The organism is Pseudomonas sp. PS01298, from assembly GCF_029959745.1.
Lineage (GTDB): Bacteria > Pseudomonadota > Gammaproteobacteria > Pseudomonadales > Pseudomonadaceae > Aquipseudomonas > Aquipseudomonas aylmerensis.
In genome coordinates, this window is record NZ_JASCPP010000012.1 from 1 (window position 1) to 15,224 (window position 15,224).

Sequence of the window (15,224 nt, forward strand, 5' to 3'; positions counted from 1 at the left end):
GCTCGCGAAGGCGGTGTGTCAGCGATACATAGATTGACTGAAACACCGCATTCGCGAGCAAGCCCGCTCCCACACTGACCGCATGCATTTCGGACGACCGAAGTGCTCCCTCACTTTGCGGGACGGCCCGCAGGGTTTTGCCATGTTCGAAAAACTGTTGATCGCCAACCGTGGCGCCATCGCCTGCCGCATCCTGCGCACCTTGCGCGAACTGCAGGTCAAGGGCGTCGCCATCTATGCCGAAGCCGATGCGGCGAGCCTGCATATCCAACACGCCGACGAGGCCTACAGCCTCGGTGAAGGCGCCGCCGCCACGACCTACCTGGCGGTGGAAAAAATCCTCGCGACCGCCAAGGCCTGTGGTGCCAGGGCGATTCATCCGGGCTACGGGTTCCTGTCGGAAAACGCCGCCTTTGCCCAAGCCTGTGAACACGCGGGCATTGCCTTTGTCGGGCCGACGCCCGAACAGTTGCGCGTGTTCGGTCTCAAGCACACCGCCCGCGCCCTGGCCAGGCAACAGCACATCCCGCTGCTGGAAGGCACCGAGCTGCTCGACAGCCTCGACGCTGCGTTGCGGGCCGCCGACACCGTCGGCTACCCGGTGATGCTGAAAAGTACCGCCGGCGGCGGCGGGATTGGCATGCGCGTGTGCCGCAGCGCGGCGCAGTTGAGCGAGTCGTTCGAGGCGGTCAAACGCCTGGGCCAGAACAATTTCAGCGACGCCGGTGTGTTTATCGAGAAGTACATCGAGCACGCGCGTCACCTTGAAGTGCAGGTGTTCGGCGACGGCGCAGGTGACGTGATCGCCCTCGGCGTGCGCGACTGCTCCGTGCAGCGGCGCAACCAGAAAGTCCTTGAGGAAACCCCGGCGCCGAACCTGCCCGAAGGCATGGCCGAGGCCTTGTGTGTAGCCGCCATCACCCTCGCCAAGGCGGTGAATTACCGCAGCGCCGGCACCGTGGAATTTATCTTTGATAGCGCCGACGGGCGCTTCTACTTCCTTGAAGTGAACACACGCCTGCAAGTGGAACACGGCGTCACCGAGCAGGTGTGGGGCGTGGACCTGGTGCGCTGGATGGTGCAACTGGCGGCGGGTGAACTGCCGCCGTTGAGTGAGTTGGACGTAAAGCCTCGGGGCCATGCGATCCAGGCGCGGCTGTACGCCGAGGACCCCGGCCGCGACTTCCAGCCGAGCCCAGGGCTGTTGACCTGTGTGGACTTCCCCGCAGGCGAAGGCCTGCGCATCGACACGTGGGTCGAGGCCGGGTGTGAGATCCCGCCGTACTTCGACCCGATGATCGCCAAGCTGATCGCCTGGGCCCCGACCCGCGAACAGGCGCGCCTGGACCTGCACCAGGCCTTGAGCGACAGCCAGCTGTATGGGGTGGAAACCAACCGCGACTACCTGCGCCAGATTCTGCTCGCAGCCCCCTTCGCCAGCGGTCGGCCCTGGACGCGTTGCCTGGAAGATCTGGTCTACGTCGCCAACACCTTCGAGGTGCTCAGCGCCGGCACGCAAACCAGCGTGCAGGACTATCCCGGCCGCCTCGGTTACTGGGCCGTGGGCGTGCCACCGTCAGGGCCGATGGACAGCCGCGCGCTGCGCAGGGGCAATCGCCTTCTGGGCAATGACGACGGCGCCGCCGCGCTGGAAATCACCATGAGCGGGCCGCTGCTGCGCTTCAACTGTGCGGCGGTGGTCGCGGTGACCGGCGCGGACATTCCATTGTTGTTGAATGAGCAGCCGGTGCCGATGAACACCGCGCTGCTGATCGAGGCCGGCGCGGTGTTGAGCCTTGGCACCATCGCCGGCGCCGGCGCGCGCAGCTACCTGTGCCTGCGCGGCGGGCTGCAAGTACCGGACTACCTGGGCAGTAAAAGTACCTTCACCCTCGGCCAGTTCGGCGGCCATGGTGGACGGGCGTTGCGCGCCGGGGATGTGTTGCACCTGGCGCCGCTGCTGGACGCGAGTGCTGGCCAGCAGTGCCTCGCCGAACCGCTGCCGCAGGTGCGCACGCTGCGAGTGATTTACGGCCCCCACGGCGCGCCGGAATATTTCCTGCCGGAGTACATCGACACCTTCTTTGCCACGCCGTGGGAAGTGCATTTCAACTCCAGCCGTACCGGCGTGCGGTTGATCGGGCCCAAGCCATCGTGGGCACGCATGGACGGCGGGGAGGCGGGGCTGCATCCGTCGAATATCCACGACAATCCCTATGCCATTGGTGCGGTGGATTTCACCGGCGACATGCCGGTGATCCTCGGCCCGGATGGCCCGAGCCTCGGCGGTTTCGTCTGCCCGGTGACAGTGATCGAGGCGGACCTGTGGCAACTGGGGCAGCTCAAGGCCGGCGACAAGGTGCGCTTCGAGCCGGTCGACCTCAAGACCGCCCGCGAACTGGCCATGAACGAGAACCGCGTCTGCAGGAGCAAGCTTGCCAGCGATGCCGACAACTCGGTTCTTCAGGCTGACCAAGGCGCCGCCATCCCCGGCACGCCGGGCGCCTACAGGTCGCCGGTGGTGCTGGATATCAGCGAGGACGACACCCGCCTGGTCGCCCGCCTCGCAGGCGACACCCATCTGCTGCTGGAAATCGGTGCCGCCGAGTTGGACCTGGTCCTGCGTTTTCGCGGCCACGCCCTGATGCAAGCCTTCGAAGCCCGTGCGCTGCACGGCGTGATCGACCTGACGCCGGGCATCCGCTCCCTGCAGATCCACTACCAGCCCGAACAACTGCCCCTGGCGGATCTGCTGGCACTGATCGCCAGCGAGTGGAGCGCCGTGTGCGCCCGGCAAAACCTGCAGGTGCCGTCGCGCATCGTGCACTTGCCGTTGTCCTGGGACGACCCGGCGTGTCAGCTGGCCATCGAAAAATACATGACCACCGTGCGCAAGGACGCACCCTGGTGCCCGAGCAACCTGGAGTTCATCCGCCGTATCAACGACCTGGCCAACCTCGATGAAGTGCGCCACACCGTGTTCGAGGCGAGCTACCTGGTCATGGGCCTGGGCGACGTCTACCTCGGCGCACCGGTGGCCACGCCGCTCGACCCGCGCCACCGGCTGGTGACCACCAAGTACAACCCGGCGCGCACCTGGACCGCCGAGAACTCGGTGGGCATCGGCGGCGCCTACTTGTGCGTGTACGGCATGGAAGGCCCCGGCGGTTATCAGTTCGTCGGGCGCACGCTGCAGATGTGGAACCGCTATCGAGAGGTAGCGGCGTTCGATGGCAAGCCATGGCTGCTAAGGTTTTTCGACCAGATTCGCTTCTACCCGGTGAGCGCGCAGGAACTGCTGCAGATTCGGCGGGACTTTCCCCTGGGGCGCTTTGAGCTGAGCATCGAAGACAGCACGTTGAACCTGGCGGATTACCAGGCATTTCTCGCGCGGGAAGCCTCCACGATCGACGCCTTTCGTGAGCACCAGCAGCACGCTTTCAACGCCGAGCGCGAACGCTGGATCGCCAGCGGCCAGGCGCATTTCGACAGTGAAGAGTCAGCGCCGCCGCTGGCGCAGGACACACCGTTGCAAGCCAATGAGTACAGCATCGACAGCCATATCGCCGGCAATCTCTGGCAAGTCCAGGTGAGCTCGGGTGAGCGCGTGGCGGCCGGCGATGTGCTGGTGGTCCTGGAGTCGATGAAAATGGAGATCCCGGTGCTGGCGCCGTTTGCCGGGGTGGTGCGCAAGATTCCAGTACAGCCGGGCAGCAGCATCGGTGCCGGACAGCGGGTCGTCGTGCTGGAACGCGACTGAACGGCGCTGTATCGTGCAGGGACTTCCGAGGCCCTGCCCGACCGACCATGACCACGCCAACCCTTTGCCCTGCCTGCGGTGCCCGCAACGACTGCACCCTGGCCGACCCACGTACCGCCGATCAGCCTTGCTGGTGCTATAGCGTCACCATCGACCCGGCGATACTTGAAGCGCTGCCCGATGAACTGCGCAACAAGGCCTGCCTGTGCCCGCGGTGCGCGCAGGTCGATGAACAGATTCGCCATGCGCGTTGACCGTTTCCTCAGCAATCTGCCGCGTTTCAATCGCCAGCAAGTGCGGGTGTTGCTGGTCGAGCGGCGTGTCAGCGTTGATGGTGTCGCCGTCAGCGATCCTCACCATGAAGTACGCGAATTCAGCCGCGTGTGCGTGGACGCTGAAGTGTTGCAGGCGGGCCGCGCAGCGCGTTACTTCATGCTGCACAAACCCCAGGGGTGCGTGAGCGCTACCGCTGACCCGCAACACCGCACGGTCCTGGACCTGTTGGATGAGCCGGACAAAGACGAGCTGCACATCGCCGGTCGTCTGGATTTCAACACCACGGGCCTGATGCTGATCACCAACGATGGCCAGTGGTCACGGCGCCTGACGCAACCGCAGACCAAGCTGCCCAAGGTCTATCTCGTGCAGACCGAGCAGGACATCGGCCCGCACTACGCGGCTACCTTTACGGCGGGCGTGTATTTCGCGTTTGAAAACCTGACCACGCAACCCGCCGATCTGCAGTTGCTGGGGCCCAGGACCGCACGCCTGAGCATCATCGAAGGCCGCTATCACCAGGTGAAGCGCATGTTCGGGCATTTCAACAACAAAGTGACGGGCTTGCACCGGGAGCGGATGGGCCCGTTGGTGTTGGACCTGAGCCTGGCGCCAGGCGAGTATAGGGCGTTGTCCGAGGAAGAAATCCGACAGGTCTGACGACCGTTCAGCCGGTGATGGCAAAAAACCCGTCTGCCGGCTTGCGAGCTGGCCACTCGACTGCTTGAATCAAACCGTCAGCCAAATTATGACTGGCGAGTCGCCTATAACCTCCAAGAAACACCTTGCCCCGCCCGCGCTTGATCTACGGGCCTCCCAGGCAAACAGCCCGCCATAACAACACCCGTCGGCCAGCCGTCATCGGATCGACATGGGCCCTCATTTTCCAGGCGTATGCCTACCTGTCACAAAGCTCGTGCAGAGTGATCTGCGCGCCCTACCCGCTTGCCAGGAGTCTTACGACATGAGGCCAGAAATCGCTGTGCTGGATATACAGGGTCAGTATCGGGTTTACACGGAGTTCTATCGCGCGGACGCTGCTGAAAAGACCATCATCCTGGTCAACGGCTCCATGGCCACCACGGCATCCTTCGCCCAAACCGTGAAAAGCCTGTACCCGCAATTCAATGTGGTTTTGTACGACCAGCCCTACGCCGGTCGCTCCAAGATCCATAATCGCCATGAGCACATGCTGACGAAAGAAGTCGAAGGCCAGATCCTGCTGGAACTGATCGACCACTTCGCGGCCGAGCACGTGCTGTCCTTTTCCTGGGGCGGCGCCGCGACCCTGGTCGCCCTCGCCCACCGCCCGCGCCGTGTGGAAAAGGCTGTGATCAGCTCGTTCTCCCCGGTGATCAACGCGCCGATGCGCGACTATCTGGAGCGTGGTGTCGACTACCTCGGCAACCTTGATCGCCACAGCGTCGGCCACCTGGTCAACAGCACCATCGGCAAACACTTGCCGTCCCTGTTCAAGCGTTTCAACTACAAGCATGTGAGCAGCCTGGCCGAGCACGAGTACGGGCAGATGCATTTTCACATCAGCCAGGTGCTGCACAGTGACCGCCTGTGCTACCTCAAGGCCGCACGGCAGATCGACGTACCGGTGCTGTTCTTGAACGGCGAGTGGGACGAATACACCAGCGCCGATGACGCCAGGCAGTTCGGGCAGTACGTGACGAACAGCAGCTTCAGCACCATCCAGGCGACCGGGCACTTCCTGGACATGGAGCACAAGGCGGCGTGCCGGGACAGTCGTGCGGCGGTGGTGGGTTTTCTCAAACCCGAGCGGCAGGTCAACCGATTGCGCTATCACCAGGGCCAGACCCAGCATGCCTTCGCCATCTGAAACACGCTCGCCAGCGTGCCTAGGCACTGGCTTGCCCGCGATAGCCTGACCCCAAAGGTCCATCTATCGCGGGCAAACCCAGCCCTTACGCACGCTCGCGCCCCACCGAGATCAGTTTGCTGCCTCGCCTGGCGCACGCAACCCACACATTTTTCGAAGAAAAACTTCAAATCCCGGCGCACATCTGGTACAAAGTCAGCCGCTCTGAGCGGGTATAGTTTAATGGTAGAACAGTAGCTTCCCAAGCTTCCGACGAGGGTTCGATTCCCTCTACCCGCTCCACTCAGATTTTGCGCCCACGTCAGGATGGTTCTGACGAGGGAGGCCTAAAAAAACCGGTCCTTGGTGGCCGGTTTTTTTATGGGTGGGATTTGTGCTACTCGTCAGTCGCCTCGCACAAACATGTACAAATCAATATTTTTGTACAAGTATCAATCCTGAGCGATGGCACTACGCCGCGCACCTTCATGGAGCCGGACAATGACGCGTCTATGGATTTCATTGTTGCTGGTGTTGAGTTTGAGCAGTTGCGGCAACGTGGGGGTCGATCACTACGCCGGCCAGCAACCGCAGCTGGACCTGGAGCGTTTCTTCAGCAAGCCCGTGAAAGCCTGGGGCATCTTCCAGAAGCGTTCGGGTGAAGTCGCCAAGCGCTTTGAGGTGAATATCGCCAGCCGGCGCGAGGGCGATGCGTTGATTCTCGACGAGCGGTTTCTCTACAGCGACGGCACGCGTCAGCAACGAATCTGGACGCTGACCCCGGACGGCCCGGGACGCTGGCGCGGTCGGGCAGGAGACGTGGTCGGCGAAGCTATCGGCGAGGTGGCGGGCAACGCACTGCGTTGGCGCTACCGTCTCAACCTACCGGTGGATGGCTCCGTCTACGAAGTCAGCTTTGACGACTGGATGTATCTGATGGACGAGGACACCCTGATCAACCGCTCGAGCATGTCCAAGTTTGGTGTCGAGTGGGGTCAGGTCACTTTGTTCTTTCGTCGCCAATGACCCTGAAGCGAGGCTCAATCATGAATCTGCAACAGCTGGCCGAACTGGCTGGGAAAGGCGAAATACGTGAGCTGGAATTGTTGTCGCTGGAAGGCGGTTTCTATATCGCTCGCGTGAGACTGGATGACGTCGAAATGACGTTACTGGACAATAGCGGGAAGCCGATGCGCATCGGCTCCACCACGCATTTGCGCGATGTGTTGCAAAGGGTTCCGCCGTTTCCGTGTGTACTGGTGCAGCACTGCGTTCATGACGAGATGTGCGGTACGCGCGAAGGGCCGATCGGGGCGTTGCGCATTCCGTTTTCGCTGGCGGCGACACTTTGAATCCTGGCTTCATCCGTTGATGAAGCGCGAACGCTCCAACCCAGGAGGCCCAGGTCATGACGTAGGACGAAACTGAGTTTCACCTGCGAAAAGCGATCATCGTTCGTTCCTGTCCACTCCCTGCTGCACTACCCACGCCAGCGGCAACGTCACACACAAGACTCCTGCCAGCACCATCACCGCCACCGGCACACCCAGCGCGTCCCCCACGCCGCCAAACACCACCGGTGCCAGCGCCCCGCCGCCGATTGTGCCGGTGTAGAACAGCGCAAACGCCTGCTCGCGCTTGCCCGCGCCGGCCAGGTCCGGCACCGCGCCGTAGAGCACCGAAGACGTACCATTGAGCGCCAACCCCAGCAGCGGCAACATCACCATCAACCCGGTCAGCGGCAGGTATACGGCGGCAACGATCAGCAGCGCAGTGCTGGTTTCGGTGATCCATACGGTCTTCATCATGCCAATGCGTGCACCGAGGTAACCGCACAGCAATTTGCCGAAGGCGCCACCGATAAACAGCATCGTCAGCGCCAGGCCGATGCCGGCGGTACCGGCGCCCTTGGCTTGCAGCAGGAACGGTAGAAACGTGAGAAAGCCCATGCGCACGGCACTGTCGAGCGTACCGGTGAGGATCAATGCGCGCAGGCCAGTGACGGAGCCGACGCCCTTGAGCGGCCTGGCTTTTTTGCTGACGGTGGATTCGCAGGCTTGAATAGGAATAAGCCACCACAACAGCCCCGCCGCCGCCAGGCCAATCAGCCCCAGCAGTGTGGCGCTCGCTCGCCAACTGATGACGGTGAGCAGCAGGCCGATCAGCCCCGGGATCAGGGTTTTGCCGATGTCGCCGGAGAAATTGTACTGGGACAGCGCCTGCTTGACCCCGCCCCCGTCCTCATAGGCGTCGGTGATCATCGAGGATGCCAGCGGATGCTGAGTGCTGGCGCCCAAGCCGCCCAGCAACAGCGCCACCAGCAACAGCGTCAATCCGGTCGCCTGCCCCACCAACAGGTAGGCACACCCTGCCAACGCCGTACCCCCCACCAGCAGCGGTACGCGGCCCCAACGTTTGGCGGCGCGGCTGGCCAGCAATTGGAACACCGCCATCATCCCGGAATAGGCGCCGCGTAAAAGGCCGATCTGCGCGTAGGACAAGGCGAACTGAGCTTGCCAGATAGGCAGCAGCACGTAGATGGCGTCGGTGAGTCCATCGTGGATGGCGTGAGCGCTGCAACCGGCGAACAGCACGCGACGGCGAGTGGATATTTCAGACGCAGGCACAGCGACGGTGTCGTTCATGAGGTAGGAATCAGCTCGGGTTTAGGCGGCTTCCAGCCGGTCAAGGCGATCAGCAACGTCAGTAATTGGAAACCGATGATCAGCGTCACGCAGCCCGCCCAGCCCCAGCGTTCCCAGATCAAGGCCGGCACGATGGCGCCGCAACTGCCGCCGAGGTAGTAGCAGGTGAGATACAGCCCCACAGCGCGCGCCTTGTTGCCATCGGCGGTGGCGCTGATGTAGGCATTTGCGGCGGCCTGCGCGAGGAACACGCCGGTGGAACTGAGCGCCAGGCCCACCACGATGCACCACAGCGACGACGTCAGGGTCAGCGCCGAGCCACTGACGCCGAGCACCGCAGCGACCGTCAGCAACTCGGTGTGCGGACGGGCTTTGCTGAGACGCCCGGCGATGGGGATCACGATCAACGCCAACAGGAACACCATATACAGCGTGCCCAACGCTGCAGGCCCGAGATTGAAAGGCGGTAAGCCAAGGTGCAAACCTGCGTAGGTAAACGCCGCGACTTGCGAGAACAACACGCAGAAACCTACGGCGTAAGCGGCGAGCAAAGGCAGGCGAAACACCCCCGATGAAGAGGCTTTGACCGCGACCGTACTCGCGCGGTTGGGTGGTAGCAGAAACTGGATAAACCCGCCGACCATCAAACTCAGGGCCGCGAGCAATTCAAAGGCTTCGCGCCAGCCCACGTACTCGGTCATCACCCCGGTGACAAAGCGCCCGGCGAACCCGCCCAACACGGTGCCCGCGACATACAGGCTGGTGACTTCAGTCACTGTGCCGCCACTCCAGCGGTCGCCGATATAAGCCACGCTGGTGGCGAACACCACCGGAATCAACATGCCCTCGACAAAGCGCCACACCAACACTTCGGCGAAACTGTCGGCATAGGCTGTCATCAACGCCGGCACCGCCAGCAACAGCGCAGCCACGGCGATCACGCTGCGCTGCTCGAAACGCCCGGTCAGGCGGCTGACGAAAGGGGCCGTGATCGCCACCGCCAGGGTGGTCACGGTGATGCTCCACCCTGCCGCCTTGGCGCTGATATGAAACTGCGCGGCAAAGGTCTGCAGAATGCTCTGGGTCGCATAGAGGTTGAGAAACGCCGCGCAGCCACACAGGAACAGGGCAAGGCGGGCACAATGCAGGCGCGGTTTCATGAAACCTCTCGTTTTATTTTGTAACGCCTTTATAGAATGAGCGGCATGATCGTGACCAATACCGATTTCCGACCGATCAATACCCAAGGATCAGGATGCTCGACCTACGCAAGCTGCGTTACTTTCTGACGGTCGCCGAAGAATTGCACTTCGGCCGCGCCGCCTTGCGCCTGCACTTGGCGCAGCCACCGTTGACCCGGCAGATCTCGGCGCTGGAAACCGAGTTGGGGTTCAAGCTGTTTGATCGCACCAGCCGAACGGTGACCCTCACTGCCCAAGGCCGCGCGTTTTTGCCCTACGCCCGTGGCGTACTCGAACAGGTGGAACTCGCGCAGGTGATCGCCGCCAAACTCGCGGCGGGCACTGCCGGGCAGCTGACATTGGGTTACGTCAGCTCGATTGCCCTCTCGGATTTGTTCAGCCAGACCATCCAGGCCTTTGCCCAGCGCTTTGCCGATGTGCAATTGACGCTGGTGGAATGCGCTTCCGGCAGCCTCGGAGCGCAGGTGGCGGACGGGCGGCTGGATATCGGCCTGAGCCGGTTGTTGCCGCAAAACGAGCAGGTGCAGGCGCTGTCGCTGGGTCAGGAGCCGTTGGTGGCCGCAGTGTCCAGCGACAGCCCGCTGGCCCAGCAAGCGCACATCAGCCTGGCCCAACTGAGCACCTATCCCCTGATCCTGTTTCCCGCCGACTACGGTTCGGGACTGAACCAGTCCATCGAGCAACTTTACCGCCACCACGGCGTGCCGCTGCGTGCCGGGCCGACCGGGCGACAGATCACCTCGATCATCGCGCTGGTCGCGGCCGGGCAAGGGGTCGCGCTGGTGCCGGCGTGTACCCGCAGCTTGATGAACAAGGGCGTCACCTATCGACCCTTGGTGGAAGCGGATGCGTGCGCACAGTTGCTGGTGCTGACCCCCACACACAGACACAGTGTGTTGGTCGACGCGTTCCTCGCCGTGATCGCAGAGGTCATGCCGTCTCGCTGACGCATTCGCAAAACCCCGCAATACCTCTTCCAAACGCCCTTCCTGCGCGGTCATACACTCCAGATACCGCCTACCGAAATACCGGTCGCCGACCGCTGGTAGGTATAGTGTTGATAATTTATTTTTCGTGGTTATAGTCACCACCAACACACACCACAAGGAGGTGCTGTGGATAGCCGATATTTGATGGGGCACATCGTTGCCGATGGCTGGTATCTGGTCCGCATCAGGGGCAGTCATCATCACTTCAGGCACCCGACCAAACCGGGGCTGGTAACGATCCCTCATCCAAAGAAGGACCTGCTGGACAAGACCGCCAAGAGCATTCTCAAACAAGCTCTGCTGAGTTAAGCCGTCCCTGGAGGACAACGAACATGCTGTATCCCATCGCAATTTCAACCGGCGACCAAGACCATGCCTGGGGCGTGGAAGTCCCGGATATCCCTGGCTGCTTCTCGGCAGGCGACGACCTCGATGACGCCATGGCCATGGCGCGTGAAGCCATTGAAGGGCACTTCGAGATCCTTGCCGAAGACGGTGCAGCGATCCCCAGCGCGCAGAAAGTCACCGTGCATGCAGCCAACCCACAGTACGCCGGCTGCACCTGGGCGGTGGTGGACATTGATGTCACCAAGTACCTGGGCAAGGCGCAAAAGCTCAACATCACCCTGCCGGGCTATTTGCTCAACCGCATCGATGAATACGTGCTGCATCACCCCGAGGAAAAAAGCCGCTCGGGTTTCCTCGCGTCTGCGGCGCTCAAAGTGCTGCAGCAAGCGCACTGACCGGCCTGAATTCAACCGCAAGAAACGAAGTTTTCAGTGGCGCGGGCTGCGCTAGATTGAACCCATACCCGCCCACCCAGGAGCTCGATCATGGCTTACGAATACACCCTCATGCCCTCCCCTGTCGGCGTCCTCACCCTGGTGGCGCGCGACGGCAAACTCAGTGCCATTCTGTGGGAGTGCGAGCGCGCCAACCGTGTGCGCCTGGGCGCCTTGCACGAAGCCAATGACAGCCCGGTGCTGTTGGAAACCAAGCGTCAACTGGCGGAATATTTCGCCGGTACGCGCCATCGATTCGAGTTGGAACTGGACTTCGCCGGCACTGAATTTCAGAGGCAGGTCTGGCAGGCACTGCTGACCATCCCCTTCGGCGAAACCCGCAGCTACAGCCAGATCGCCCAACAGATCGGCAACCCCAAGGCCGTGCGTGCCGTGGGGGCGGCCAATGGTCGTAACCCCATCTCGATCATCGCACCGTGCCATCGCGTCATTGGCGCGTCAGGCGGGCTGACCGGCTTTGCCGGGGGGCTTGAGGCCAAGCAGTATCTGTTACGGCTCGAGGATCGCGGGCAAGTCAAAATGGCCTTCTGATGACGGCGCGGCGAGGGGTCCACGAACAAACGACTGGTAGTCGAATAAGCGCGCGAAGCGCAACGTTCGATACAGCGGTAAGCCCTGCGTCGATGCTTCAAGAAAACACCGTTCGGCGCCCAGGCTCGTAGCGTGACGCAAGGCCGCTTGAATCAATTGGGTGGCGTAGCCTCGTCCGCGAGAGTCCATGAGCGTGCCGACATCATTCAGCCGCGCTTCCCCGTCACACATCGACAACGTTAACGAAGACCTCACCTGCCCTTCGCTGGACAAGATGAAGTGGTAAAGCGCCTCACCCGCCTCAAGCGCCCGTTCGTGCCGGGCCTGATAGCGCGCGAGGCCTTCGGGCAGCATCGAAAACGCATTGCCGAGCGGAGCTGCCCAGTCGTCCAGGTGCTGCGTCAGGCTGATCTGCACGGCGCTGTCGCTCGTCGGCGGAACAAGGTGCGACTGTTCGAGCACCATCGCGGTGGTAACTTCAGCCGCCTGGAAGCCCAGCTCCGTGAGTACGTCACGCAACCCCTCGACCTTTTCCTCATGGATCACCACGCGTATATCCAGCGTTGTACCGCGAATCACATCCACTATCGCGGCCACCGCGTCGCCCAGGGGGCCACTCCCTACCCGGATGAATAACAGGTTAAAGGGGTCCAACGCTTCGTCGGTCAGATAAGCGTTGATACAGGCGTTGTGGCGGCGATGCAGCGAGCATGTCGCGGCAAAATAGTGGTCCTCGGTTCGGTGGTAGAGCATGGGCAGGTCACAGGCGACGTCAGCGTGCATGAGCAATATCCGGATAAAAATCCAGTCTCGCGCCCATCACGGCAGGGGCGGCGTAGGCCCCCTCCTAAACACTTGTAAAAAAAGCGCATACCTCCGATCACGCCCAGCAATTGTAAAAAGAAATTTCAGAGCATCCCTGCGGTCAGTATTTCCATCACCCACCCTTGAGGAAAACGGTCATGAAATTCTCCGCAGTCTCCCAATCTCTGTCCCGCTGGGCAGGCAGTGCCCGGACGTTTTACGCGGCCGTCGCGTTGATTTTCCTGTGGAGCCTGAGCGGACCCTACTTCCACTACAACGACACCTGGCAACTGATCATCAACACCTCGACCACCATCATCACCTTCCTGATGGTGTTTCTGATCCAGAACACGCAAAACCGCGACAACGACATCCTGCATATCAAGATCGACGAACTGCTGCGTGTGTCCAAGGATGCGCAGAACGCGGTGCTGAGCCTGGACGGGCTGGACCGCAAGGAGCTGGAAAAACTGCGCAAGGAATACCGCAGCATCGGCGCCACCGGCAGCGTCACGCTCAATAGCAGTTGCGGTGAAGCCGTCGACGATGCGGTGCCGAATAAAACCGATTTGAACCAGGCATAAAAAAACGGCGGTTGGATGTGCTCCAACCGCCGTTTTTGCTACCGGCGAAAGTGTCAGCCGTCGCCTTGATGACCTTTACCGTAGGTCGATGCCAGGGCACGGGCTTTTTGCAGGCGCTCCTCCAACTTGGGCAGCGTCTCATCCACCAATGCCTTGATTTCCGGCACATCCGACGCTGCGCCTTCCTGTTTGAACAGGGCGATGGCGTCTTCGTTTTCCTTGACCTGCTGGGCGGTGTAGGCGGCGTCGAACGAGTCGCCGTCCTTGAGTTCAGGCATCAAGGTCTCGGCCTTGTCGACAATCTTCTCGCGCGGCGCCACCGGCAGGTCGAGCTTCTTGGCAATGGCGGCCAGATGCTGGTTGGCCAGGGTGCGCTCGTTGATCACCTCGATGGTGTAGTCCTTGATTTCCTGGGACGAGGTCTTGGCGTGGGCCATGCGACTGGTTTCGATATCGGCCATACCTTTGGCCGAAGCCTGCTCGATGAATTCAGCAGGCGACTGGGCGAAAGCATTGCTGGCGCCGAGGCCCAGCAGCATCGCGAAACTGGCGGTGCGTAACCGGATAGCCATGCGGCTCATGATGGGTTCCTCCAGGGCAAAAATGGGTGCGGGGACTACACCCCGCCCTGAATTCGAATTTTTACGGCGGCAAAGGTTTAGAAAAAACTCGCCAGTACGACGAACGGTCGCTGCCGCTTCAGGCCGGTTTGCTGCCAAACAGCCCCGGCAATGCATGGGCCAGGGCGTTGATGGCAAAGCCGATGAGCATCACGCCACAGAGTCGGGTGATCAGGATTTCATGCCGCTGATACACGGTACGCACCCGCTGGGCACCGACCACGCCGATCAGGATCGCGTAGGCCAGCAGGCCGCCGACAAAGCTCAGAAGGATCAACGAAGGCAGCATCGCCCAGGTCAGCAGTTCGGCACGGCTGGACAGCAACGCAGTAAACGTCGCCACGGCCACCGGGTAGGCCTTGGGGTTGGTCAGGCCGAACAGGATGCCGTGCCAGAACGGATGCCGCGCGGCGCCCTGAGGCGTATCACTGCTGCGGCGCTGGGTGCGGATCGCGCGCCAGCCAAGCCAGAACAGGTACAACCCGCTGAGCACACCCAATACATCAAATGCACGGCTGCCGACTTCGCGCGCGCCCACAATCGCGATCAGCGCGGTGCTGCACCACACCACGTCGCCGAGCAAGTGCCCGCATAGAAAACCCGCTCCGGCACGTCGGCCACGGGCGGCGCCGATGCCGAATACGGCCAGCACGCCTGGCCCAGGCGTAATACCGTAGATGAAACCCGAGGCGAGGACGGCAAACAGCAAGGATGGGGTCATGGGCACGACTCTGACAGACGGTGGAAAGGTGTGGTGGATGTGCGCTAGGAGTAAAACTTCATCCCGGCATAGGGCTTGTTGCGACAGGCCTCAAGACGCGAGGCCAGGTCGCCAACATGCGCTTCGAGTTTGTGGCCATCGGGATCGAGGAAGTAGAACGAAGCCCCTTCACTGCGATTGTCGCGCCACTCTTGAACGCCGGCGGCGCGCAGCTGGGCAACCAGCGCAGTAAAATCAGCCGCCTCAACGGTAAACGCGTAGTGGGTGTAATCCGCCGCCGGCACCGACCCGCGAAGAGGGTCCAGCGACAGGCAGAGCCACAGGCCCGGCAAGGAGAGGTAGGCACCGGTGTCCCAGGTGGCGTCAAGTTTCAGGTGCAGCCGCTCATGGTAGAAGCGCACGCTGCGCTCCAGATCGGTGACGGCCAGGGTCAGGTGGTTGAGGCCTGAAAGCATGTGTGT

Annotated in this window: 17 protein-coding genes and 1 tRNA gene; 12 read left to right on the top strand and 6 right to left on the bottom strand. The window is 62.0% G+C overall.

Annotated features, from left to right (window positions below; translation table 11 throughout):
* The first annotated feature begins 142 nt into the window (after window positions 1-142).
* The 7 genes from uca to QMX97_RS07395 all read left to right on the top strand — a co-directional run bounded on the left by uca (window position 143) and on the right by QMX97_RS07395 (window position 7,216).
* Window positions 143-3,760, top strand: a complete 3,618-nt coding sequence (gene uca / locus QMX97_RS07365; protein ID WP_282396629.1) for an urea carboxylase — start codon at window positions 143-145, stop codon at window positions 3,758-3,760.
* A gap of 47 nt (window positions 3,761-3,807) precedes the next feature.
* A complete protein-coding gene (locus QMX97_RS07370) occupies window positions 3,808-4,014 on the top strand; it encodes a cysteine-rich CWC family protein (RefSeq protein WP_065899424.1) in 207 nt (68 codons plus the stop codon).
* Window positions 4,004-4,696, top strand: a complete 693-nt coding sequence (locus QMX97_RS07375; RefSeq protein ID WP_282396630.1) for a 16S rRNA pseudouridine(516) synthase — start codon at window positions 4,004-4,006, stop codon at window positions 4,694-4,696. Before QMX97_RS07370 ends, QMX97_RS07375 begins: the two co-directional genes overlap by 11 nt.
* A 304-nt stretch (window positions 4,697-5,000) precedes the next feature.
* Window positions 5,001-5,885 (top strand): alpha/beta hydrolase, encoded by an 885-nt coding sequence (locus tag QMX97_RS07380; RefSeq protein WP_106804873.1) that lies wholly within the window; start codon window positions 5,001-5,003, stop codon window positions 5,883-5,885.
* Window positions 5,886-6,093: 208 nt separating this feature from the next.
* Window positions 6,094-6,167: transfer RNA gene (locus QMX97_RS07385), tRNA-Gly, on the top strand.
* Between the two features lie 198 nt (window positions 6,168-6,365).
* Complete coding sequence (locus QMX97_RS07390) at window positions 6,366-6,890, top strand: DUF3833 domain-containing protein (protein ID WP_106804874.1); 525 nt, start codon at window positions 6,366-6,368, stop codon at window positions 6,888-6,890.
* Between the two features lie 20 nt (window positions 6,891-6,910).
* A complete protein-coding gene (locus QMX97_RS07395; RefSeq protein ID WP_282396631.1) occupies window positions 6,911-7,216 on the top strand; it encodes a DUF6482 family protein in 306 nt (101 codons plus the stop codon).
* A 96-nt stretch (window positions 7,217-7,312) separates the two neighbouring features.
* Here the strand turns inward: QMX97_RS07395 and QMX97_RS07400 are convergent, their stop codons facing one another.
* Window positions 7,313-8,509 (bottom strand): MFS transporter, encoded by a 1,197-nt coding sequence (locus QMX97_RS07400; RefSeq protein ID WP_282396632.1) that lies wholly within the window; start codon window positions 8,507-8,509, stop codon window positions 7,313-7,315.
* Window positions 8,506-9,669, bottom strand: a complete 1,164-nt coding sequence (locus tag QMX97_RS07405) for an MFS transporter (RefSeq protein WP_282396633.1) — start codon at window positions 9,667-9,669, stop codon at window positions 8,506-8,508. The genes QMX97_RS07400 and QMX97_RS07405 overlap by 4 nt, the downstream gene beginning before the upstream one ends.
* A 95-nt stretch (window positions 9,670-9,764) precedes the next feature.
* Here QMX97_RS07405 and QMX97_RS07410 point away from each other — a divergent pair, with 95 nt between their 5' ends.
* The 4 genes from QMX97_RS07410 (at window position 9,765) to QMX97_RS07425 (ending at window position 12,034) form a co-directional block, all read left to right on the top strand.
* Complete coding sequence (locus QMX97_RS07410; RefSeq protein ID WP_106804877.1) at window positions 9,765-10,658, top strand: LysR family transcriptional regulator; 894 nt, start codon at window positions 9,765-9,767, stop codon at window positions 10,656-10,658.
* A gap of 168 nt (window positions 10,659-10,826) precedes the next feature.
* On the top strand, window positions 10,827-11,009 hold the full coding sequence (locus QMX97_RS07415; RefSeq protein ID WP_065899432.1) for a type II toxin-antitoxin system HicA family toxin: 183 nt from the start codon (window positions 10,827-10,829) through the stop codon (window positions 11,007-11,009).
* Between the two features lie 23 nt (window positions 11,010-11,032).
* Window positions 11,033-11,443 carry a type II toxin-antitoxin system HicB family antitoxin gene (locus QMX97_RS07420; RefSeq protein ID WP_282396634.1) on the top strand — a complete coding sequence of 137 codons (411 nt, stop codon included), beginning with the start codon at window positions 11,033-11,035 and terminating at the stop codon, window positions 11,441-11,443.
* Window positions 11,444-11,533: 90 nt separating this feature from the next.
* Window positions 11,534-12,034 (top strand): methylated-DNA--[protein]-cysteine S-methyltransferase, encoded by a 501-nt coding sequence (locus QMX97_RS07425; RefSeq protein ID WP_106804878.1) that lies wholly within the window; start codon window positions 11,534-11,536, stop codon window positions 12,032-12,034.
* Here the strand turns inward: QMX97_RS07425 and QMX97_RS07430 are convergent.
* A complete protein-coding gene (locus QMX97_RS07430) occupies window positions 11,993-12,817 on the bottom strand; it encodes a GNAT family N-acetyltransferase (protein WP_282396635.1) in 825 nt (274 codons plus the stop codon). The genes QMX97_RS07425 and QMX97_RS07430 overlap by 42 nt on opposite strands.
* 179 nt (window positions 12,818-12,996) lie before the next feature.
* Here QMX97_RS07430 and QMX97_RS07435 point away from each other — a divergent pair, with 179 nt between their 5' ends.
* Window positions 12,997-13,422, top strand: a complete 426-nt coding sequence (locus QMX97_RS07435) for a low affinity iron permease family protein (RefSeq protein WP_065899436.1) — start codon at window positions 12,997-12,999, stop codon at window positions 13,420-13,422.
* 53 nt (window positions 13,423-13,475) lie between these two features.
* Here QMX97_RS07435 and QMX97_RS07440 read toward each other — a convergent pair whose 3' ends face one another.
* From QMX97_RS07440 to fos, 3 genes are all read right to left on the bottom strand, one after another.
* Window positions 13,476-14,003 carry a DUF4142 domain-containing protein gene (locus QMX97_RS07440; protein ID WP_016975135.1) on the bottom strand — a complete coding sequence of 176 codons (528 nt, stop codon included), beginning with the start codon at window positions 14,001-14,003 and terminating at the stop codon, window positions 13,476-13,478.
* 118 nt (window positions 14,004-14,121) lie between these two features.
* Window positions 14,122-14,763 (bottom strand): LysE family translocator, encoded by a 642-nt coding sequence (locus QMX97_RS07445; protein ID WP_282396636.1) that lies wholly within the window; start codon window positions 14,761-14,763, stop codon window positions 14,122-14,124.
* 44 nt (window positions 14,764-14,807) lie between these two features.
* Complete coding sequence (gene fos, locus QMX97_RS07450) at window positions 14,808-15,218, bottom strand: fosfomycin resistance glutathione transferase (RefSeq protein WP_120447828.1); 411 nt, start codon at window positions 15,216-15,218, stop codon at window positions 14,808-14,810.
* Window positions 15,219-15,224 lie beyond the last annotated feature (6 nt).